Genomic DNA, 20,505 nt, shown 5'->3' on the forward strand with positions numbered 1-20,505 from the left:
AATTTGCTTTTACTGCGGCTCTCTAACTCGTCAGCACGACCAATGAGATCGGTTGCTGAGATCGGTTGCAATAACCTTACGAGTGATGAAAGTCGGTTGTCAACGTCTTGTTGAAGTGGTCGTTCCGAATCTGGGCCGCGCCGGCGTCTAGCAGGCGGCGACGCTATCTATGCTCTGGAAGCAGGCCTCCCGAACAGAAAGTAGGGCATCAGACCTGAGAAGGGCTGCTCTTGGACCTCGGGTCAAAGTGAAAGATGGCCAGGTCCGGCAGTCACGCATCTGCCGGGAGCGGTGTTTCGTTGTTGAAGTCCAGGTACTCCACCCCGGACCACGCGCATTCGAGGCTTCCGTAGGTGCACCAGTATTCGTCCCAGTGCGAGAGTTTCCATTGGTCTCGTTCCAGGCCGCGGCGGGTAAGCCGTTCCCGCAGAAGATTCTGGGGAACCCTTACCCGCACGACTGTGGTCTGGGAAGGTGGCCAGTGAAATTTCTCTGCTGCGCGGGTCAGGAAGTCGGGTACCTGAAAGTAGGCGCCGAATGGGGCATCGATCACTACCGACCGGCCGAGGCGCAGGTTCGCTCCAGTCACGTCCATGAGAGTGTCGTATTCGAGGGGCAGCAGGTTGTCGCGGTAGTAGTCGTTGGATTCCCGGTCGGTGGGGTCGTGTCCTGTTGCTTTCAGGGCGAACTCGACAAATCGTCCGCATACCCTGTCCTTGTCCAGGTAAGCGGCATCGTTCTCTCTTGCCGTTTTCTGGGCAACTGTCGTTTTACCTGAGCCGGCCGGGCCAATGACGATGAAGACGCTGGGGGCGGTCATCGGCGGGCCTCTGCCACCGCTGACAGGAACTCCTTGGCGGCTTTGGTGACGCGGTTGAAGTCGCCATCCGGCAGCCATGCTTTAGTCACGTAGCTGCCGACGCCGACACCTGCGACGCCGGCGGCAAACCATTCGCCTACGTTCTCAAGGGTCACGCCGCCTGCCGGCATGATCGGCAGATGGGCGAGTGGGGCGAGGACGGATTTGACGTAGGGGATGCCTCCGGCTTCCGTGGGGAAAAGCTTGAGGATGTCGGCACCCGCCTCGGCGGAGTTGACCAGCTCAGTTGGCGTGTAGGCGCCGCTGACGGTGGGTATCTGGTACCGGTTCGCTGTCCGGATCATTGCCGGGTTCAGTTGAGGGCTGACCAGGAAGTCGGCGCCGGCGCGGATGCACTCGTAGGCCGAGTGCTCGTCCAGTACCGTTCCGGCGCCGATGGCTACTCCGTTGGGCCCGTGCTTGGCGGCGAGCCTGCGGATCACATCGACCGCCCCTGGGATCGAGAGGGTGATTTCAAGGGCTCGGAAGCCTCCGGTGATGGCGGCTTCTGCCACGCGTTCAGCCACTTCAGCGTTCTGGAGGCGGACGATCAGGACGGCGCCGGATTCGTCGATGGTCTGCAGGGTGCGAAGTTTCTTGTACATGCTTGCCTTTCTTGCGCCCCGGCGTGTTGATGTTTCCTATTGCCCGGGCAATGTTGAAGTGTCGTTGACAAACTTTCCCACTATCCATAGTGTTATTGCAACCGATCTCAGCAACCGATCTCATACAAGGGGGTATTGCGGTTGACTCACGTACGCACAATCATTCTGGGTGCTTCCCATTGGCATGTTCCGCTTTGCGCGCCGGCCATTGCCGAAGAGCACGAGGTGATCGGAGTCGGTGACGACGACGTATCCCGCGTCCAGGTGCAGGACCTGGCGGAAGGATGGGGGGCGCCGGTTGAAGCCGACTGGCGGAAGCTGGTTGATCTCCCCGACGTCGGCCTCGCATATGTCTTCGGCCCCCATGACGGTATGGCCGAAAAGTGTCTTGCGTTGATCGAGCGCGGTATTCCGTTCGTTGTGGAGAAGCCGTTGGGCACTTCCCTTGAAGAGCTTTCCGCCGTGCGTCAAGCCGCCGAGGCAGCCGGCGTGCCTGCCACCGTCCCCCTGGTCCAGCGCGGTGGACCCACAGAGCAATGGCTTGCCAAGGCAGGCCGGCCCACGTACCAGCGAACCTCGTTCATTGCCGGCCCGCCAGCCCGGTATCTCGACAATGCCAATCCCTGGATGCTCGATCCTGTCAAGGCTGGCGGGGGTTGCCTGGCCAATCTGGGCCCACATTTTGTCGATCTGTTCCTTAGGGGCACGGGTGAGACCGTGGCCGGTGTGGACTCCCGGCTCTCATCGGTTCTTCACCACGAGGGTGTTGAGGATCATGCCAGCCTGATCATCACGACGCCAGAGGGACGCGAAGCCATCGTTGAGGTTGGCTACGCATTCCCTGAGTCGCCGCTTAAGCGCTACTGCAGCTTTACCTCGGTCGGTGAGGCAGGATTCGCATCCGTTGATTCGGACGGCACAGCTACGTTCACGGCACTGGACGGCACCACGGAGGTCGACAAGATCAATGTGGACAGCGACCCACTTTATGCTCCGTTCGTGCGGAGCGTCGCCCGGACGCTGGATGATGGATTCCTGGGCCTGACTACGTTGGCCCAGCTCGAAGACGTCATGCGCCCCATTTGGCAGGCCTATGACAACCAGCACGGAGGAAGAGAACATGTCTGACTTGAGTATCGACGTCGTTGCAAAAGCTGCTGGTGTCCATAGGTCAACGGTCTCCCGGGCTTTCTCACGCCCCGAGGCGGTGAAGAGCGAAACACGCGAGCACATCCTTCGGGTCGCCGAGGGACTCGGCTACACGATGAGTCCACTCGCCCAGGCGCTTCGCCGGAAAACCAGCACGTTCATCCCGCTGATCGTCCCTGACATCACCAACCCGTTCTTCGCTGAACTTGCCAAGACGATGACGCAGGCGGCGGACGAGCGCGGCTACCAGCTGCTGCTCTGCGTCACCAATGGTGACCCTGCCAAGACCGATGGATACTTCACCGCCATGCAGGCCATGTACGCCCCCTTCGGAATTGTGGCTCCATCGACAAAGGTCGATACCGAGGCCATGAAACGCTTCGACTTCGGCCATAAAGTCGTGGTGATCGACCGCGTGGAAGGTGACGACTCCGTTCCCACAGTCACCGTCGACAGTCGCCAGGGAATCAGGCTCGCACTGGACCACCTGCACGCGTTAGGGCACACCTCGATTGGCTACGTATCCGGCATTGCCGGGACGCACACCGCCCAGGACCGGATGGACGCCTATTTGGAGCTGTCCGCCGAGAGCGGCAACGCACCTGTCGTGCTGGACAGCGGGTCGGATCTGGATGCGGGCACGCGCGGTGCAGAACATTACCTGGAGATGGACAATCCTCCAACGGCAATCATCGCCGCCAATGACATGGTGGCCTTTGCGGTCATTTCGGCGCTCGGCCAACGTGGAGTACGGGTACCGGAAGACGTGTCGGTTATCGGGTTCGACGGTCTCGCTCTCGGCGCCCGGTTCAACCCTCCTTTGACGACGGTTCGCCAGCCGATCGCCGACATGGGACACATCGCCATTGAACTGGCTGAGAAGCAGAACGCGGATGGCTCCGTGGACCACATCGTCCTCGAACCTGAGCTTCTGGTCCGCCGCTCCACCTCTGGACCACGCAAATGACCAGGGCGCAGGAGTCAACGCTCCGGCGCCTGCCGGGCCTTCAGCACACAGACCACGTCGGCCTGACGGTTCCAAACCTTGACGAAGGCATCCGGTTCTTCGTCGAAGTCCTCGGAGCCGAAGAGCTCTACCGCTCCGAACGCGGGCCCGATGAAGAATTCATGCCCACAAACTTCGACGTCCCGGCAGATGCCAAGCTCACGCTCGCAATGTTGCGCCTGCCACCAAACCTCAACATCGAGCTTTTCGAATGGAGCAGCACTCAGCGGCGTGATACCCCGCCGCGGCACTGCGACGCCGGCGGCCACCACCTGTGCTTCGTCGTGGACGACGTCGACGAAGCGATCGCAGTGCTGCAGGCAACACCGGGAGTACGGGTGCTCGGAGAACGCAAAGAAGTTGCCGGCGACAGCCCGCGAGTAGCCGGCAACCGCTGGACCTACTTCATCACCCCATGGGGATTGCTGATGGAAATCGTGGACCGATCCCGCGTCGCAGCCCCGCCCCCGCTGGTCGGTCCCGCGGACTGGGCAACACCTCCAAACACTTCAGAAAGGACATAAACAAATGCGGCTAGCCGGTCACACACTAGGCACCCCGGACCACACGGTTCCCCAAGCACTTGATCTCTTCCGAGCCGCAGGGCTCGATGCAGCCGAAGTCATCTACCAGGATGACTACAAATCAGGGTTGCCATTAGGTGACCGGCGTGCTGCGGCGGAGGCAATGAAAGCGGCCGATACCGCAGGGATACCCATCGTAGGTCTGACGCCTTACACGACCGCCATCAACTCACTGGACGACGCGGAATGGCGCACAGCAGTTGATGAATTTCGTGGCGCCATAGAAACCGCACACGTGCTCGGCGCTGACCGGGTCCGTGTCTATGCCGGTTCCTGGCACCCTGGGGACAACGACCACGCGGCGCGTTGGGCAAAACTGCGTGAAGCATTGGAGACCCTGGCGCCCGAAGCTGGCCAGGCGGGCGTTCGCCTCTGCGTGGAAAACCACTTCGGCACCATGACCCAGACCGCGGCGGCCACCGCTGCCCTGGTCCGGGAAATTGACCATCCGGCGGTCCGCGTTCTCTATGACCAGGCGAACCTGACCTTCACGCACGACGAAACGTTCGAACAGGCCTTTGCTGTTCAAGGAGATCTGGTCGGTCACGTGCATGTGAAGGACCTGGTCTTTACGGATCCCAACGCAGCCTTCCGCGCCACGGAAACGGCCCGGGTCAACGCTTCCGAACGGGCTGTCAGGTCGCGCGTGGTCGGAGGCGGCGTCGTTCCATGGTCCGACATCCTCGCCGCGTTGCTGCAGCACGGCTACGACGACGTGCTGAGCATCGAGCTCGAGTACCGCTGGCATCCTCAAGACCTCCCCGCGCCCGAGGACGGATTCCGGGAATCCGCCGCCGTCCTTCGCGCCATGCTCTCTGACCTGACTGAAGTAAGGAACGCCTGATGAACACCAACCGTCTACGCGTCGGAGTTGTCGGCGCGGGCAATATCGCCACCATTGCCCAATTGCCCACCCTCGTGCAACGTGCCGACGTCGAATTGGCCGCCTTGGTGTCCCGCCGGGATGACCCAAGCAGCCTGGTCAGGCGCTGGGGATTCGGCGCCGCCTACAAGACCGTGGAGGACATGGTGGATTCGCAGGAGCTGGACGCAGTCTTCGTGCTGACGCCACGTTCCGAGCACGCCCACGCCGTCCAGCTATGCCTGAGACGTGATGTCGACGTGTTCTGCGAAAAACCCTTGGCTCCGGCAACCGATGAGGCAGAACGTCTGGCAGACCTCGCCGACGAGCGCGGCCGCATCCTGATGGTCGACTTCAACCGCCGCTACGCTCCGGTCTACACTGCCGGCCGGGAAGTTTTCGGTACCAAAGGCGCCACCTTCTGCGTCGCCCAGAAAAACCGCCCCGGCTCCGAATACCGTGCAACATTCGAAAATGCCATCCATATGGTCGATCTCCTCCGCTGGTACTGCGGCGGCGAACCCGAGCACGTCGCCGCCCACGCCGCTGGTGACGACCCCTGGGAAGAAGACGGCGTCGCAGCAACCATCCGCTTCAGCACCGGCAACACCGGGGTCCTCATGGCAGCCCGCACAGCAGGAGCCTGGAACGAAAAACTTGACGCCTATGGCGGCGGTAAGACCGTTGAAATCAGGGCACCCGAAACGGTCTCGACCACCGTCAAGGGAGTCACCACATCCCGGGAACTCAGCGCCGAGGCGTTTGGCTGGGCCACCGCGACAGACACTCTGGGCTTTTCTGCCGCCGTTCACCATTTCCTCGACCGGGTCGCCGACCGGGCGCAGCCGCTGACCTCAGGCCGTGAAGCTGTCCACACCCAACGCCTGCTCGACCGGATCCTCGCCGCATCGGGGCTCCCGACAGAGGAACAAGCCGGCCGGGAATGGGCCAGCCACGCAGTGCACGGAAGCTGAACAACCAAGCTCGCCCATCCCTCGGGTTAGGTCTTGCACCGAGAACTGTTGAAACCACGGCCTCCACAAGCCGCTGAGCATAGGGAGGCACAAAATAGCTCCAAACCGCCTCCACCAGAGCAACCCGAAAATCGGGGGAGCGGGACGACAACCGCTGCGCGGCCGGCTCACCCCTCTCGTTGGTATCCTGCTGGTCGCGTTCAGCGCCAGACAGGCGGTTTCGGCGGTATCCCCACTCCTTGGTCCAATAAGCGGTGACCTACCCCTCGACGCCGTGACGACCGGGATCCTTGGTATGCTGCCGACCGCCGGCTTCGCAGCGATGGGCTTCCTGGCTGTCCCTCTGATCCGCCGTACCCAGCCCGAACACCTGCTGCTGGTGTCAATCCTGCTGACAACACTCGGCCAGATCGGACGCGCACTGGGGTCGACTACCCTCGCCTTTTTGGTGTTCACCTGTGTCGCCATGATGGGGATCGGGGTGGTAAATGTGGTGATTCCGCCGCTGTTGATGAAGTATTTCCCCGATAAAATCGGGATCCTCCCTGCCCTCCACGTGACACTCCTCGCCGTCAGCACCGCCGTGGCCGCCCAAGCCGCCATACCCTTGGCGGGTATGTATGGCTGGCGGTTCTCCATCGGTATCTGGGCGGTAATCAGCGCCGCCGCAACGGTACCCTGGCTGACGGTCCTTGCGGGCAGGCGTACGGCTGCCCGCGTCAGGAAACCGCCAACCAGCGAAGTACCGCCGCCCCGCACCAGCGTGATCAAGCCCTGGAGATCATCGATTGGCTGGGGTACGGCACTAATCTTCGCGGGTTGCTCGAGCAACACGTTTGCTGCCCTTACATGGCTTCCGGTTGTTCTTATAGACAGAGGGATGAGTCCGGGAACCGCCGGGTTTATGTTGGCGCTCTATTCCATCCTCGGCCTGCCGGTCGGCCTTGGTGTGCCTTTTGCTGTGGTAAGGATGCCTCGCCCGCTACCCATCGCAATCCTGTTCGTCGTCACGTTCTCGGCCGGCTATGGAGGCATCATCTTTGCTCCGATAACTTCTGCCGCAGTGTGGGTAGCCATCGCCGGGCTTGGTCAGGGCGCATACTCCTTCGCGTTTACCATGATCAATAAGCGAGCACGAACACAAACCGGGTCGGGGGTACTGTCCGGGTTCGCCCAGGGAGTCGGCTACACCCTCGCAAGCCTCGGCCCATTCCTTTTTGGTCTCCTGCATCAGCCAGGGGACCACTGGCTACCCTCGTTCGGCATGCTCGGAGCCTGGCTCCTCGTGCTTACCGTGGGAGCCCTGATGATCAACAGACCGCGCGTGCTTGAAGATGCACTCCCGGGCGAGACCGCCAGGCACTCAACAGAGCAAGACACTGACGCGGTGCCCGGCTCCAGCTGCTCACAAAGTCGACATCATCTTCGCTGACAACCCAGAACGCCAGTACTCCAAAGCCTGAGCCAAATAATTCCTTGACAGACCCTTTTCGCCATCCTATGTTTATTGCAACCGATCTCAGCAACCGATCTCATTTCTACTGATATGAATGCAACCGATCTCAAAGGAGAGACGCAATGATCAAAAGTGCAGGTTCTTTGACTGCTGTTGCCCTGGCCGCGGCACTGCTGACAGGCTGCTCAAGCAGCAATCCGGGCGACGCCGGCAACAACAGTGAAGCCGGTCCCGTGACGTTGACGTACTGGGACTTCATGGACCCGAGCCAGAACAACCCCCGGTCCGCGGCGCTGAAGCAGAACATCGAGAACTTCGAGAAGGAAAATCCCAACATCCATGTCCAGCTTTCGACGGTTTCCTTCGGCGACATGATCAGCAGGCTCCCGCAGGCGGCAGCAGCGGGTCAGACGCCGGACGTTGTGAAGATGTACGCACCGGTGGTTCCACAGATGGCTGCCGCCCAGGTCTATCAGCCGCTTCCAGGGGAGGCCAAGCAGATCACCGACTGGCTGCGCCCGGTGGATAAGCTGGCGGACAAGGATGGAAAACAGGTAGCCGTGCCGTACGACTACCGCACCTGCACCCTCTATTACAACGACAAGATCCTCAAGCAGATCGGAGCGGCAGTACCCACGACATGGGACCAGGTCGCGGACGTAGCTGGAAAAGCAGCAGCCGCCGGTTATACGGGGTTTGGGACGGGATTCTCCGGCGTCGACAACTCGGCGATCATCTCGACCTTCTTTGATTGCTTCATGAGTCAGGTGGGGCAGGAAGTCTCAGGTCAGGACGGCAAAGCCACCTTCAACACTGAGAAGGGCAAGGAATTCGCCGACTTCCTTGTCAAGCTCAAAAAAGCCGGAGGCATGTCCAAGAGTGTGGTGGGGGACCAGTACTCCACAGTCAATGACGGTCTCCAAAACGGCACTGTGTCGATGGCCGTCCTTGGAACTGAACGCCTGTTGACCCTGCAGAAGGCGAACCCGGACATCAAGTCCTCCACCCTGCCCAAGACCTCAAACGGCTCGGATACCGGATCGACATTCGGCTGGACGCTTGGCATCGGTGCCGGGAGCAAGCATGCCCAGGCCGCTTGGAAGTTCATTGAGTACATGACCGGCCCGAAAGCCGGGGCAGTCATGGCAACCGGAGGTGACGTACCCACTCGCTCCGCGACCTTCAAGGATCCCTACTTCACCACTCTCGGGGCCAAGACCGTGCTGGACGTCAGTAAATTCGTCGAGCAGCACAGCGAGCCACACCCCTACCCGGACAACTGGATTGCTATCGCGGGGGGCCTCGCCGGCGCCGGCCAGGAGCTGTACCTCAACAACCGTTCAGCGGACGAGTTCATGAAGATTGCCCAGGACGCGGCCAACAAGTGAGCCTCGGTCCGGACTGGAATAACGACGGAACAGCCCTGGCCCCAGGAAAGCGAACCTCATGTCAGTGACACAAGTACAACGCACAGCGCGGAGTATCAAACCCCGAATCCGGACTTCCCGGAAAGACCGCGCTGTCTGGCTCTACGTCGTCCCGGTCGTAGCGGTCTTCCTCTTCGTCTTCGTCGGGCCCCTGGTCTTCACAGCCTGGACTGCCCTCCACGAAACCACGTACTACCAGATCAAAGAATTCTCCGGTCTGAATTCGTTCACGAAGCTCTTCTCAGACAAGGACCTTCCCAAACAGATCGGCACCACCCTTGCCTTCTCACTTGGTGCGCTGGCCATCGCCGTGCCGCTGGGGTTTGCCTCTGCAATGGTCTTGAACAAGATCATCCGCTTCAAGCGGACGGTCCGGAGCCTGTTCCTGCTTCCTTGGCTGATGTCCCAAGCCACCGTCGGCACACTGTGGCTGTGGTTCCTCAACCCCAACTACGGTCCGGGCACGGCCATCACTAAGGCTCTTGGTTTCGGACCCACGGACGTGTTCTCATCGCCTGGTTCGGCCCTTGTGGCCGTGACCCTCATCACCGCATGGTGGTCTTACCCCCAAGCCATGGTCCTCTTCCTCGGGGCTCTGCAGACCGTTCCCATGGAACTTTACGAGAGCCTTCGCGTCGACGGAGGGAATGCCTGGCAGGGGTTTGTGAACATCACGCTGCCCTTCCTCCGGAACACCATCGTCTCGGTCGTGGTCGTCCTGATGATGCTTTATGTGCAGATGGTGACCATCATCCTGGTCACCACGCGCGGCGGCCCGCTTGGCGGTACCGAAACGCTCTCCATGCGCGTATTCAACAAGACGTTCCAGAACTTCGACCTGTCGGGAGCTTCGGCAACGGCCATCCTGCTCTTCGCGATCAACATCGCCCTGACCCTGGTAGCAATCCGCTTCCGACGGAAGGACACCCTGTGACTGCCACTATCCCCGCCCGACGCCGACGCCCGGGGCAGATTCTGCAACGGTTACCCATTTGGGCCGTTATTACCGTGACCGCTGCCCTGGTGCTGCCACCCATCCTGTGGATCTTGTCGACGTCCCTGAAGACTGAAGCCAATACGGTGGCTTTCCCGCCGGTATGGATCCCCGACCCGGTCTCCTTCGGCAGCTACGGCGGGCTGTTTACCTCCGCCAATATTCGCTTCTTTGCGAACTCACTCATCTACGCCGTCGGGTCAATCGTCTTGGCCTTGGCTGTGTGCATACCTGCAGCGTATGTCGCCACCCGCTTCCGCGGCCGCCGAATGGAGGCCCTCATGACGGCAATCCTCGTGCTGTCCATGGTCCCTGGTGTCGTCGTTTTCATTGCGCTCTATTCGATGTTCGTCAAAACGTCCCTCATCAACACCTACCCTCTGCTGATCGTGGTCTACACGGGCATCATCTGCGGACAAACGATCCTGTTCCTGCGGAACTTCATCGAAAACATTCCGGTTGAGATCGAGGAAGCAGCGGCGATCGATGGCTGCAGCCGGCGCCAAATCCTCCTGCGGATCGTATTGCCCCTGATCCGTCCTGGTATAGCAGCCGTTGCAATCTTCATCTTCGTGTTCGTCTGGAACGACTTCCTTGTCGGAACCGTCCTCGCAACAACCGAGGACATGAAGACCGTGCAGAACGGCATCGTCCGCTACATCTCCACCGGCTTCGGCAACTTCTGGGCCTCCTTCGGCGCCTTCGTCATCGTCGCCTTCGTGCCCGTCCTGGGCATCTTCGCCATATTCCAACGCTGGTTCATCGCAGGCCTGACCTCGGGAGGCGTCAAATCATGACCGTAACGGAACAGGCTCCCCGGGTCGCCGTCGTTGGAGCAGCCGGCTGGGCCGGATCACGACACGCACGAGCATTCGCCGCAGCCGGTGCCAACGTCGTCTTCCTTGTTGACAAGGACCACCGCGCCTACCCACTCGCCCAGGAACTGGGCGCAGTGCTGCTACCCAGCACAGAGACACTCCGCCCCGAGGACCTGGACCTAGTCGTCGTTGCCCTCCCAACCACCATGCAACCGGACGTTTGCGCAGACCTTCTCAGCAGGGGATTGCGTGTCCTGACCGAAAAACCGGTAGCCGCAGACGCAGAGGGCGCCGCCGTCCTGGCCGCTGCATCCGGCGTCAGCGAACGCCTCATGGTCGGGTACACGCTCCACCAGCACCCCGCCGCACCGGTTGTCTCTCAATGGGTCAGGGACCACGACGTGGTCGCCGTGTCCGTCCGCTCCGTGGCCCATAAACAGAAGGTCGACTCGTGGCGCGCCGACCCGAAGGAGGGCGGCGTCGCCGTCATCAACGGCATTCACGCCATCGAACTAGTCTCCTCCTGGTTCGATGGCGACCCGAGAGTACTGGCCACCAGCGCCAGCAGCAGCCTGTACGGCTCGCCGGTACCAGAACACGTCGTCGCCACCCTCGAATTTCCTGAGGGCACGGTGTTTAACCTTCAGAGCTACTGGTCTCCCTGGCAGGAGTCTCAAGGTCTCAACCAAGGGGACTGGAGCCTCACCATCGATGTCCTGGCAAGCACCGGCCGGATGCTGTGGTCCAACGATTCCCTCCACGCGTGGGAACGGGACGGCAGCCAGTACGAGAAGACCTTCGATCCCTCGGACCTCTTCCTTCGCCAGGCCGAGTCGGCTCTGAGGTTCTGCTCGGGTGAAACCCCTGCAGTCACATTCGCCCAGGCACTCCGCGCCACCGAAATCGCCGATGCCCTCCTGGCAGCTGTAGCCTCCCGAGCTAAGGACGAGCTCGCCCCGTAGCATCATCAAACCTGACCACATGGCGACCGGCCGAACCGAGCAATCTCAACTAAGGAAATGAACATGAAACGATCACCTCACACTCCAGCCGCGGGGGGACCGCGGTGCACCCACATTCATGGAAGCGATATCAAATGAGCCTCAAAGACCAGGTGGTTCTGGTAACCGGATCCAGCGGCGGAATCGGCGACGCCGCTGTCAGCGCACTCAAAGCTGCAGGCGCCATCGTCGTTGGCGCTGACCGTTCCCCCAAAGAGGACCAGCCCTTGGAGGCGTTCTACCCCCTCGACATCACCTCGGAACAGCAATGCGCAGCCGCAATCCAGGACATCGCATCCAAACACGGCCGCATTGATGTCCTGATCCACGCAGCGGGAGTGCTCGGCCCCACCCCCGGCATTATGGAGACAACAACCGAAGAGTTCGACTCCATTCTGAGGATCAACGCCTCCGCGACCTTCACGATGGTGCGGGAAACAGCCAAATCGATGCTCGAGTCCGGCACCGCCGGCGCCATCGTGGTCCTGTCCTCCGTTGCGGCCAAGGAAGCACGCCTCAACTACCTGCCGTACAACGCGAGCAAGCTAGCGGTACTTCACATCATGTGGTCATTCGCCGAGCTGCTCGGGCCCAACGGCATCTCGGTTAACGCCATCGCACCAGGCCCGGTGAACACACCCATGTGGGCACAATTCGCGAAAGACTCCGGACCGGACGCGGCTGCCAACCGGGCGAAGCGGGCCGCACAACTGCCGATGCGCCGGTTCGCCGAACCCGACGAAGTCGCCCGCGCCATCCTCTTCCTCGCCGATCCCGACAACCGCTACATCACAGGCGTTTCCCTCGATGTGGCAGGCGGAGCACACCTGGGAATCGGAACCTGAAACCAACCGGCACGGGGCTTCTCACATGCCGTCGCCCAGCGCTGCTATGCCTATGCCCCCAACCCATCCAATATCAACGCTTCAAGGCTGGTCTCATCTCCTGGAAAGTAATTCAACAATCGGAGACGAGTAGGAAGGCCTTGACCCAAGGAGACACTTAATGCGACATCATCACACTGCCCTGCACGTAACGGATATGGAGCGCAGCGCGCGATTCTACGTGGATGGCCTTGGACTGACCCGCTTGGATGCGTGGACGTCGGGACCATACATCGGCGAACTTTACGGCCGTCCCAACGTAAAGGTCAAAGCCATGCTTCTCGCTACCGGTGACGGAGCCTTCCGGCTGGAACTTGCCCATGCCGAGCCTCTACTGCCCGCAGTCGACCCATCAGAGGCGCAGCCGGGCACAGCACACCTTGCCTTCACAGATATCGACGTACGGCAGGTTTACGCCAAGATGACAGCTCTTGGTTACGAGGCGGTATCCGAACCCGTTGCCCCGGCCTCAGGCCCGATTGCAGGCGGGTGGCTGGTCTACCTCCTCGATCCAGACGGAAATCGGGTGGAGCTCATTCAGGCGCCCGACTGGCAGGGAAGCGACAAGTCTTGAGCCATCGGGACCCAGAAGAACATGCCCGGAATCCTCGGACGCCAGGTGAGGATATCGGGCCGTAGACGATACGCAAGAAAACAGGGGCTACTTGACGGTTCGGACGAAAAGCCGCCGTCACGCATCAAACCTCTAGGCGCCCGCTCATGGTGCCGGTCCAAACCTTTGAAGGGAACCTCGTGAGTCCAGCAGCCCGATCCATGATTCCCGAGCAGAGGCACCAGGAAATCCTCCGCCTCCTGCGGCAGGAGGGCATTCTGAGTGTCCGCGGCCTCACGGCCTATATGAATGTCTCTCACATGACGGTCCGTCGTGACATCACTGCCCTGGAGTCCACTGGCCAAGTGAGCTCAGTCCGTGGTGGTGTTCGGCTCACAAAGCAGCACGGCCAGAAACCTGCAGGGGAACCCAAACTTCGGGCCCGACCCGGAGCCCCGCGCGAAAAGGCGATTGCCAAGCTCGCAGCCCAATCAATAAAGGATGACATGGTTGTCTTCCTCGACGCCGGCACCGCGTGTCGATCACTCGTGCCCTTCCTCGCCGCGCGCCGGCACCTTACCGTAGTAACCAACGACTTCCACATCGTCACAAGCTTGTTCGCCTACCCGAACATAGAAACCATCCACACTGGCGGAGCAGTGGACCCGGCGAGCGCTTCCAGTCAGGGGCCCCTCGCCACCGAAGCGCTCAAATTCGTCAACATTGATTTGTCCTTCCTCAGCAGCCGGACGTGGAACATTTCCAGGGGCCTCATGGCACCTTCCATGGACGAAATCGAGGTAAAACGGGCAGCCCTCAAAGCGTCGTCCTCGAGGTTCCTACTCGCGGACAGCACCACGTTCGGCACCGTCTCCCTTTTCAACGTTGCACCTTTGCAGATGCTCGATGCTGTCGTAACCGACGATCGACTACCACTAGACGTGCAAAACAATATCCGACAACTCGGGGTTACCGTCCGCTTGGCTACTTTCGGCGAAGGAGGCCCAAGTCCACTCGCGTACGCAACCGAAAGGGGGCCCGGTGGTAACGCGCGATCCTGAGCGGCAGGCGTCACAGGGCAACGGCGGTGCCGGTATCAGTCATGTTGTCCGAGCGCCCGGTTGGCGGGGGAAGATAAGCAGCGTGCTCGTGGCGGTGGCGAGGAGTTCACCGCTGGCGGTGCTGAGGCGCCCTTCGGTGAATATCACCCGCGGGCCGGATTTTACGACTGACCCCTCCGCACGAAGTTCACCCTTGTTGAGCGTGATTGGTCGCAGGTACTTGACCGCCAGATCGATAGAGGTGTAGCCGATCCCGACTTCCAAGGTACTGTGTGCTGCGCAGCCGAGCACCGTGTCGAGGAGCGTGCAGGCCAGGCCGCCGTGCACCATTCCGAGGGGGTTGTAGTGCGCTTCTCCCGGCCAGCACTGGAACTCGACGTGTCCGTACCTCGCATCGACGAGATCGAAATTCATGAGGGAAGCGATCGGCGGCGGCGCAATGCTGCCGTCGCGGAGGCCGGAAAAGTAGTCCAGACCCGACAGCCGTGGCAGCTGTTCGAGCGCGATTGCCGGATCAATCCAGGTGAAGGTTTCCGACCGTTCCGCTGGGTTGTTGGTTGACATGAGGTTTCCTCCTAATTTTTGGTGAGCCCGTAATCGCCTCGCTCGAGCCCATGGAACAACCACCGCGCGACTTCCCAGGGGAGGCCTTGGGGCATCTCAGCCCTTAGCCCAGAACCCGACGGCGGCCGAACGGGTACGTGCGTGTACACCGGCGAGGCTCGTGAGGGCGCAAAGGCCCGCTCACCGCCTACGGATGCGTTAGATCCGCTTCTGGGATTTTCGGGTTCGGCTGTGACTCGGCAGACTTGGTGCGGTTTACGCGGGCCACCGAGCGGAGCAACACCAGGCCGAAGCCCGCTGCCGCCCAAAGCGCGAGGACGCCAAGCGATGACCATGCGGCCGTTCCGTTGAAGTAGCCGTAGTCATTGACGGCTCGGACCGCTGCGCCGGGGGGAAGAATCGCTGAGACCGCTTGCCCCCACGAGGGCAGGATGTCGTAGCCGATGGTCGCTCCGCTGACGGCGTTGCCTACGATGGTTAGCGTGATGACTGCTAGGGCGATCCCCGCAGCTCCCAGCCAGGCGCCGAGCGCCTTGGTCGTGAACGCGACCGACGCGGAGAGCAGCGCGAGAGTTGCCGCGAGCAGCGGCCACGGGGCCGTCAGGGCTCCGAGGATGGGGCCGGCGATTGTTGCCCCGACGACGCCGATCAGTACGGCGAATCCGCCCATGGCATACAGGCGGTGGCGCAGCCTGATCTTGTCAGCGGCCCCGGTGAGACCTTGCGCCAGAACAAATGACGAGAGTGTGACGCCGAATACGACGTAGAAGGCAGATAGCCCTCGGCTGTCGTACTGCGCCAGCGGCACGAGGTCTTTCTCCTGCAGGGTAAGCCCGGCATGGTCCGCTACGCCATGGACCAGAGCGCGGGCCGCTCCGCTCTCGCTGAGGCCCTTTGCGCCGGCGTAGTCGAACTGCAACGTGGTTGGCGCGGTCAGGGCCACCGCCGCAACCGCGTCGCCATTTTGAACCATCTGGGTGCCTGCGCTGAGCGAGGTGACCTCGGTCACCGTGACGGCGTCGCCCAGTCCCTTTTGAGTTGCCGTGGCGAGCGGTTCGCCCACTACAGCCAGCGGCAAGTGCAACGGTGCGGGGCTGCGCTGAATGCCGACGTAGATGGCGATGAAGGCCGTACCAATGATGAGCCCGGTAAGAACCAGGGCTATCCACGCGCTGTGCTGAGTTCCGGGAGCGGCATTCCCGGCCCGGGCTGGATGGGGAAATGACATCTTCAGGGCTTCCTCGACTAGAATGGTTTGAATATCAAACCGAGGCAATCGTACAGGAGGCGGTTTGAAAAACAAACCATCGAAAGACTCACTCGCCGTTGCTCTTGGCGCGATCGATGACCGGTGGTCGCTCCACATCGTTCGCGCGCTGGCGTTCGGCGCGTCGCGGTACACCGAAATATTGCGTGCCGTGGGAGCGCCAAGGGACATCCTTGCATCGCGTTTGAAAAAGCTCACGGAGTCCGGGATCGTCCAACAGCGGTTGTCGGAAAGCAGCGGGGGCTCCGGGTATGAACTCACCCAAAAAGGAAGGGATTTGGGCCAGGTCATCTTGGTTCTGAAGCGCTGGGGTGACGCATACCGGGACGCGGACGTTCCGGTAGTCGAGTTTGTGCATGATGCGTGCGGCGAAATGTTTGTGGCTGAGGTGCGCTGCGAAGCTTGCGGAAGGCCTGTCAAGTCAGGAGAGCTCTCTGTCCGCCACCCGGAGGAGGCCTGCTAGCCGGCCAGCGATCGGACGCGGGGTGCCCGCCCGATCGCCGCCGAACACACCACGCCACGCAGCCGGAATTCACGGCTTGTGAGCGCCGAAACAAGCGGCTGGTGAGGCGAGCTCGAAGGCCTTGATCTCACCCTCCAATTTCATCGAGAAAAACGGGACGTCGTGCAAGAATCCGTCCAGTGGGGACCTGCCGGTCTGGGGATCCCGACGATTCGCGCTCGAATGGAGTGACAGCGTACGGCTGAATTGTTGACGGCTTCCTTCGCAGCGTTCGGCCTCTTATGGCCTTTGGGGCACTCTTTCCCGCAGGACCCGGTGGGCACTGCAGCACGGTGCCGCCATTAGGACAAGGACGTGACGCCCAGTTTCCGCACCGTGGCTGTGCCGCCTTCGACGTACACGTCGGTGCCCAGGTTCCCGGACCGGGGGAACACCAGATCGCTCAGCACAACCCTGCCGTCTTGGGCGAAGACCTCCACCGAGCACTGGTCGATGATTACTTTTAGCCGAAGCGCGCCGCCGTCGAGCTTCACTGGTGCGGACTCAGCCGACGAGAACTTATCGTGGAAGGCGGTGTTTCCGGAGTTGCGGCGGTCCAGTGTGAGCCGGCTCGTCAGGGCATCGAAGCTAAGGACCGTTGCGGCGCTCCCGTCCGGTGCGCCGAGAAGCCTGAACGCAATGTGCCGTGCCGTGCCGGGCAGGATCTCGGCCTCGATCAGCTGGGCTGATCCGGGCGTCGCGTCGGGCAGTTGCAGCAGGGAGTTGTGAAGTAGTTCCATGTTCTGGATGGTGCGGGCCGGCTCCCCGGAGTCCAAGGTCAGCACGGGGCGCTGCACCAGGCGCGGGAAACCGTCCACCGTCGCGAGCTCGATCTCGCGGGCAAGCGACATACTGGAGCGCCACGGAGTCGTGGGCAAGGAGTTGGCGTAGTCCCAGTTGTTCATCCAGCCGATCATGATGCGGCGGTTCTCCGGGGCGTTGCTGAAGGAGACGGCGGCGTAGTAGTCACGTCCCCAGTCGAGCCACAGACAGTGTCTGAGATCTACGTTCCCGTCGGCATCGGTTGGAACGAGCGAATCAGGGTCGGCGGTGAACTGCACGCCGTCGAAGTCGCCGACGAAGTATTGCCCTCCGGAGCCGCCGGCCACGGCGCCCGGGTTGATATTGACCACCAGGACCCATTTGACGTTGTTCGGGTCTCCGTCGACGGGGAGCGGGAAGAGGTCGGGGCATTCCCATTCGCCGTCGCTGGCGTTGGCTGGGCCGAAGGTGCTCAGGTATTCCCAGTCCTTGAGGTCGGCCGAGCGGTAAAGCACAACCTGCTGGTGCTGGGCCTCCACCGCCACCATGATCCAGCGGGAACCGGCCGGTCCCTCGTAGCGGAACACCTTGGGGTCCCGGAAATGGGCCGAGCCGCGGCCAAGCACGGGGTTGCCTGCGTATTTGCTCCAGGTCATGCCGGCGTCCGTTGAGAACGCGAGAGACTGGGCTTGTGTCCCTTGGTGCACCGAGCCTTCCTTGAAGGCGCTCGTGTAGATGGCCACCAAGGCCGGATCTTCTGCTGTGCCGAATCCCGACGTATTGCCGTGGTCCACCACGATGCTGCCGGAAAAGACGTCTTCTTCCTCGTTGCAGGCGATGGCAACCGGGTGTTCGGTCCAGTGCAGAAGGTCGGTTGAGGTGGCGTGTCCCCAGGACATGTTGCCCCAGACGTTGTCGAAGGGGTTGTTTTGGTAGAAGAGGTGGTAGACGCCCTGGTGCCACACGAGTCCGTTGGGGTCGTTCAGCCACGTGTTCTTGGCTGTGTAGTGAAGTATTGGCCGCATGGTGGGGGCGGTTTCTTCGGCGCGGCCCCCGGCAAGGTGCGCTGTGGTTTCAGTCATCGGAGTTCTTTCGGGACGTCTGGGCCACTTCCAGGGATCGGATCAGTTCCGCCCGCGTTGGCGGGTTCGCTCCGTGCCGTCCGACCGTTATGGCCGCAGCGAGCGAGGCGGCGGTTCCCAGCCGGGTGAGTTTGCCGTAGCCGAAATCGTCCTCGGGGTCCTCGATGAGGCCGGCGATAAGCGATGACATGTAGGAGTCGCCTGCGCCGACAGTATCCTTGACGAGCACTGGTGGTGCCGGCACTTCGATCTCGGCAGCATTCGAGCGCAGATAGGATCCGGATGCGCCATCGGTGATGATTGCAAGTTCCGTCCCGAGATCAAGCAGCCGTCGCGCGACGTCGTCAGGAGACGTGCGCGGGTAAAGCCACCGGGCATCGTCCGAACTGAGCTTCACAACGGTAGCCAGGGCAACTGTGTGTTCGAAAGTCCTGAGCGCTTCAGTGTGGCTGTGGAGCAGTGTCGGGCGGATGTTGGGGTCGTACGTGATCAAGCAGCGGCGGGAGAACTGATCGAGCAAGGACCGGACTTGGGTTGCTCCGGGCTCCGTGAAGGAGGCCAGCGACCCCGTATGCAGCACCTTCGGGAGGAAAGTGGGGCTGATGTGGGGGAGGTTCCATTCGAAGTCGAATTCGTACTCTGCGGAACCGCTGCTGTCCAGAAGCGCCCTGGCTGTGGACGTGCGGTTGAGGTGTTCGGCTCCCGGGAACAGGCGTACTCCTGCGGTGTCGAGGTGTTGTTGGATGCTCCTGCTGCGTTCATCCCTGCCCAGTGCGGTGAGAAATGCGGTGCTGACGCCTAGCCGGCCGAGTCCGAACGCGACGTTCATCCCTGATCCACCGGGGAACTCGACGGCCCCTGCAGCGGTGTCAATGATGTCGATTAGGGCCTCGCCGACGACGACGACATCCGTTTCAGGGCATGGGGGAACTGGGGTGCTGTGCATTCAAGGTCCTTGGAGGTTTGGGCGCGTCTGTTTCTGGACGCGCTCGAGGTCAGGTGTTGGGGCGTGTAGGTGAGTCCGGTGCTGCTCTGCTCGAAGCGTCCTGATGTTTTGGGGAGGCGACGGAATCGCGAAGGACCAGGGGACAGGGGAGAAGGGTCGGGTGAGCGGCGAATAGCTGCAGGTCGGTTTTTCCCTCGATGGCGTCGATCAGGTTTTCGGTGGCCCAGGCGCCCATTTCGTAGTGCGGAAGGGCGACGGTTGTCAGTGCGGGGTAAATGTTTTCGGCAATAAGTTGTTGGTTATCGAAACCGACGATGGAAATGTCGTCCGGAATCCTGAGGCCGAGTTCCCCGGCGGCCCGGTACGCGCCCATGGCCATGCGGTCGTTGTAGCAGAATATAGCGGTGGGCCGGTTTGGGGTTTTCAGCAGGCGCAGGGCCGCCTGATGGCCGCCGGGCACCTCCGACGGCTCGGACTGGACGAGTTCTTCGTGATAGGGCAGCCCGGCACCTGCGAGTGTGTCCTTGAATGCCTTGAGCCGGGAGTGGGTGGCGGGGACGTCGTCGGTGTTGTTGAGCATGCCGATGCGGGTGTGTCCGGCGTCGATCAGGGTTTGTACGGCCGACCTGGCACCGGCGATTTCGTCGGGGATGACGGAGGAAACCGTGTGGCTGATGTCTTCGGAGTCCACCAGGACGGCGGGGAGTCCGATGAGGTTCTTGGGGACGGCCAGTTTGCGGTGATACATGGTGGCGTAGAGGATGCCGTCTACCTGCCGGTCCAACAGATCCGCCACATCACTTTCCCTGGAATCCTGGGAGCTGGTGCTGGTGGAGTTGATGATCATGATGCGGTATCCGCGAGCACGTGCAGTCTCCTCGGCCCCCAAAATGATCCGGCCGGCGTGCGGGGTGGTGGCGATTTCCTCGCTGATGAACCCGATCATGCCCGAACGTTGGGTGCGCAGCGCCTGCGCCAGCCGGTTCGGGCCGTATCCGAGACGCCGGGCCGCTTCGTGGACCCGTTCCCTCGTCTCCGCCCCCACCCGGGCGTAGACAACATCATTGAGGACGTGGGAGACCGTTGTGACCGAGACGCCGGCTGCGGCTGCCACGTCCTTGATTCCAACCGACTTGTTCATTGGTCTCC

General features: G+C 61.7%; 21 protein-coding genes. 14 read left to right on the forward strand and 7 right to left on the reverse strand.

The features are described 5' to 3' along the window. Positions 1-271: 271 nt before the first annotated feature. Both QRN51_RS20530 and QRN51_RS20535 read right to left on the reverse strand, forming a co-directional pair. The gene (locus QRN51_RS20530; protein WP_284991680.1) at positions 272-820 is read right to left on the reverse strand and encodes a P-loop nucleotide/nucleoside kinase family protein; all 549 of its coding nucleotides are present in this window, start codon (positions 818-820) and stop codon (positions 272-274) included. Continuing rightward, a complete protein-coding gene (locus QRN51_RS20535) occupies positions 817-1,464 on the reverse strand; it encodes a bifunctional 4-hydroxy-2-oxoglutarate aldolase/2-dehydro-3-deoxy-phosphogluconate aldolase (protein ID WP_284991681.1) in 648 nt (215 codons plus the stop codon). Before QRN51_RS20535 ends, QRN51_RS20530 begins: the two co-directional genes overlap by 4 nt. A gap of 141 nt (positions 1,465-1,605) precedes the next feature. Between QRN51_RS20535 and QRN51_RS20540 the strand changes: the two genes are divergently transcribed. The 13 genes from QRN51_RS20540 (at position 1,606) to QRN51_RS20600 (ending at position 14,233) form a co-directional block, all read left to right on the forward strand. Further along, complete coding sequence (locus QRN51_RS20540) at positions 1,606-2,592, forward strand: Gfo/Idh/MocA family protein (RefSeq protein ID WP_284991682.1); 987 nt, start codon at positions 1,606-1,608, stop codon at positions 2,590-2,592. After that, the gene (locus QRN51_RS20545) at positions 2,585-3,580 is read left to right on the forward strand and encodes a LacI family DNA-binding transcriptional regulator (RefSeq protein WP_059389053.1); all 996 of its coding nucleotides are present in this window, start codon (positions 2,585-2,587) and stop codon (positions 3,578-3,580) included. Before QRN51_RS20540 ends, QRN51_RS20545 begins: the two co-directional genes overlap by 8 nt. Next, positions 3,577-4,143 (forward strand): VOC family protein, encoded by a 567-nt coding sequence (locus tag QRN51_RS20550; RefSeq protein WP_284991683.1) that lies wholly within the window; start codon positions 3,577-3,579, stop codon positions 4,141-4,143. The genes QRN51_RS20545 and QRN51_RS20550 overlap by 4 nt, the downstream gene beginning before the upstream one ends. Positions 4,144-4,147: 4 nt before the next feature. Then, entirely contained in the window at positions 4,148-5,047 is a 900-nt protein-coding gene (locus QRN51_RS20555) for a sugar phosphate isomerase/epimerase family protein (protein ID WP_284991684.1), read from the forward strand. Further along, positions 5,047-6,039 carry a Gfo/Idh/MocA family protein gene (locus tag QRN51_RS20560; RefSeq protein ID WP_284991685.1) on the forward strand — a complete coding sequence of 331 codons (993 nt, stop codon included), beginning with the start codon at positions 5,047-5,049 and terminating at the stop codon, positions 6,037-6,039. Before QRN51_RS20555 ends, QRN51_RS20560 begins: the two co-directional genes overlap by 1 nt. Before the next feature lie 190 nt (positions 6,040-6,229). Then, complete coding sequence (locus QRN51_RS20565; RefSeq protein WP_284991725.1) at positions 6,230-7,471, forward strand: MFS transporter; 1,242 nt, start codon at positions 6,230-6,232, stop codon at positions 7,469-7,471. 146 nt (positions 7,472-7,617) lie between these two features. Next, on the forward strand, positions 7,618-8,883 hold the full coding sequence (locus QRN51_RS20570; protein ID WP_059389049.1) for an ABC transporter substrate-binding protein: 1,266 nt from the start codon (positions 7,618-7,620) through the stop codon (positions 8,881-8,883). Between the two features lie 58 nt (positions 8,884-8,941). Then, positions 8,942-9,856, forward strand: a complete 915-nt coding sequence (locus tag QRN51_RS20575; protein ID WP_084784521.1) for a carbohydrate ABC transporter permease — start codon at positions 8,942-8,944, stop codon at positions 9,854-9,856. Next, positions 9,853-10,713 (forward strand): carbohydrate ABC transporter permease, encoded by an 861-nt coding sequence (locus QRN51_RS20580; protein WP_148667593.1) that lies wholly within the window; start codon positions 9,853-9,855, stop codon positions 10,711-10,713. Before QRN51_RS20575 ends, QRN51_RS20580 begins: the two co-directional genes overlap by 4 nt. Beyond that, positions 10,710-11,696 (forward strand): Gfo/Idh/MocA family protein, encoded by a 987-nt coding sequence (locus tag QRN51_RS20585; protein ID WP_284991686.1) that lies wholly within the window; start codon positions 10,710-10,712, stop codon positions 11,694-11,696. Before QRN51_RS20580 ends, QRN51_RS20585 begins: the two co-directional genes overlap by 4 nt. A gap of 134 nt (positions 11,697-11,830) precedes the next feature. Next, entirely contained in the window at positions 11,831-12,580 is a 750-nt protein-coding gene (locus tag QRN51_RS20590; protein ID WP_284991687.1) for an SDR family NAD(P)-dependent oxidoreductase, read from the forward strand. 160 nt (positions 12,581-12,740) lie between these two features. After that, a complete protein-coding gene (locus QRN51_RS20595) occupies positions 12,741-13,193 on the forward strand; it encodes a VOC family protein (RefSeq protein WP_059389046.1) in 453 nt (150 codons plus the stop codon). A gap of 179 nt (positions 13,194-13,372) precedes the next feature. Next, positions 13,373-14,233, forward strand: a complete 861-nt coding sequence (locus tag QRN51_RS20600; RefSeq protein ID WP_284991688.1) for a DeoR/GlpR family DNA-binding transcription regulator — start codon at positions 13,373-13,375, stop codon at positions 14,231-14,233. 39 nt (positions 14,234-14,272) lie between these two features. On the opposite strand, the gene QRN51_RS20605 is transcribed toward QRN51_RS20600, so the two are convergent. Beyond that, positions 14,273-14,797: a PaaI family thioesterase gene (locus QRN51_RS20605; protein ID WP_059389045.1), complete on the reverse strand. Its 525-nt coding sequence runs from the start codon at positions 14,795-14,797 to the stop codon at positions 14,273-14,275. A gap of 187 nt (positions 14,798-14,984) precedes the next feature. Further along, complete coding sequence (locus QRN51_RS20610) at positions 14,985-16,025, reverse strand: hypothetical protein (protein WP_284991689.1); 1,041 nt, start codon at positions 16,023-16,025, stop codon at positions 14,985-14,987. 64 nt (positions 16,026-16,089) lie between these two features. Between QRN51_RS20610 and QRN51_RS23440 the strand changes: the two genes are divergently transcribed. Beyond that, positions 16,090-16,527: a winged helix-turn-helix transcriptional regulator gene (locus QRN51_RS23440; protein WP_059389043.1), complete on the forward strand. Its 438-nt coding sequence runs from the start codon at positions 16,090-16,092 to the stop codon at positions 16,525-16,527. 341 nt (positions 16,528-16,868) lie between these two features. Here QRN51_RS23440 and QRN51_RS20615 read toward each other — a convergent pair whose 3' ends face one another. From QRN51_RS20615 to QRN51_RS20625, 3 genes are read right to left on the reverse strand one after another with little or no spacing between them, the layout of a single operon-like run. Further along, positions 16,869-18,410 carry a glycoside hydrolase family 32 protein gene (locus tag QRN51_RS20615; RefSeq protein ID WP_284991690.1) on the reverse strand — a complete coding sequence of 514 codons (1,542 nt, stop codon included), beginning with the start codon at positions 18,408-18,410 and terminating at the stop codon, positions 16,869-16,871. Next, positions 18,403-19,356 (reverse strand): carbohydrate kinase family protein, encoded by a 954-nt coding sequence (locus QRN51_RS20620; RefSeq protein ID WP_284991691.1) that lies wholly within the window; start codon positions 19,354-19,356, stop codon positions 18,403-18,405. Before QRN51_RS20620 ends, QRN51_RS20615 begins: the two co-directional genes overlap by 8 nt. A 49-nt stretch (positions 19,357-19,405) precedes the next feature. Then, entirely contained in the window at positions 19,406-20,497 is a 1,092-nt protein-coding gene (locus QRN51_RS20625) for a LacI family DNA-binding transcriptional regulator (protein WP_284991692.1), read from the reverse strand. Between the last annotated feature and the right edge of the window lie 8 nt (positions 20,498-20,505).

The organism is Arthrobacter sp. efr-133-TYG-120 (genome assembly GCF_030209785.1).
Lineage (GTDB): Bacteria > Actinomycetota > Actinomycetes > Actinomycetales > Micrococcaceae > Arthrobacter.

Bases quoted from the DNA above. Each gene is read 5' to 3' on its own strand.
- QRN51_RS20530 (WP_284991680.1), bottom strand. From the start codon at position 820: ATGACCGCCCCCAGCGTCTTCATCGTCATTGGCCCGGCCGGCTCAGGT.
- QRN51_RS20535 (WP_284991681.1), bottom strand. From the start codon at position 1,464: ATGTACAAGAAACTTCGCACCCTGCAGACCATCGACGAATCCGGCGCC.
- QRN51_RS20545 (WP_059389053.1), top strand. From the start codon at position 2,585: ATGTCTGACTTGAGTATCGACGTCGTTGCAAAAGCTGCTGGTGTCCAT.
- QRN51_RS20550 (WP_284991683.1), top strand. From the start codon at position 3,577: ATGACCAGGGCGCAGGAGTCAACGCTCCGGCGCCTGCCGGGCCTTCAG.
- QRN51_RS20555 (WP_284991684.1), top strand. From the start codon at position 4,148: ATGCGGCTAGCCGGTCACACACTAGGCACCCCGGACCACACGGTTCCC.
- QRN51_RS20560 (WP_284991685.1), top strand. From the start codon at position 5,047: ATGAACACCAACCGTCTACGCGTCGGAGTTGTCGGCGCGGGCAATATC.
- QRN51_RS20570 (WP_059389049.1), top strand. From the start codon at position 7,618: ATGATCAAAAGTGCAGGTTCTTTGACTGCTGTTGCCCTGGCCGCGGCA.
- QRN51_RS20575 (WP_084784521.1), top strand. From the start codon at position 8,942: ATGTCAGTGACACAAGTACAACGCACAGCGCGGAGTATCAAACCCCGA.
- QRN51_RS20585 (WP_284991686.1), top strand. From the start codon at position 10,710: ATGACCGTAACGGAACAGGCTCCCCGGGTCGCCGTCGTTGGAGCAGCC.
- QRN51_RS20590 (WP_284991687.1), top strand. From the start codon at position 11,831: ATGAGCCTCAAAGACCAGGTGGTTCTGGTAACCGGATCCAGCGGCGGA.
- QRN51_RS20595 (WP_059389046.1), top strand. From the start codon at position 12,741: ATGCGACATCATCACACTGCCCTGCACGTAACGGATATGGAGCGCAGC.
- QRN51_RS20605 (WP_059389045.1), bottom strand. From the start codon at position 14,797: ATGTCAACCAACAACCCAGCGGAACGGTCGGAAACCTTCACCTGGATT.
- QRN51_RS20610 (WP_284991689.1), bottom strand. From the start codon at position 16,025: ATGTCATTTCCCCATCCAGCCCGGGCCGGGAATGCCGCTCCCGGAACT.
- QRN51_RS20615 (WP_284991690.1), bottom strand. From the start codon at position 18,410: ATGACTGAAACCACAGCGCACCTTGCCGGGGGCCGCGCCGAAGAAACC.
- QRN51_RS20620 (WP_284991691.1), bottom strand. From the start codon at position 19,356: ATGCACAGCACCCCAGTTCCCCCATGCCCTGAAACGGATGTCGTCGTC.
- QRN51_RS20625 (WP_284991692.1), bottom strand. From the start codon at position 20,497: ATGAACAAGTCGGTTGGAATCAAGGACGTGGCAGCCGCAGCCGGCGTC.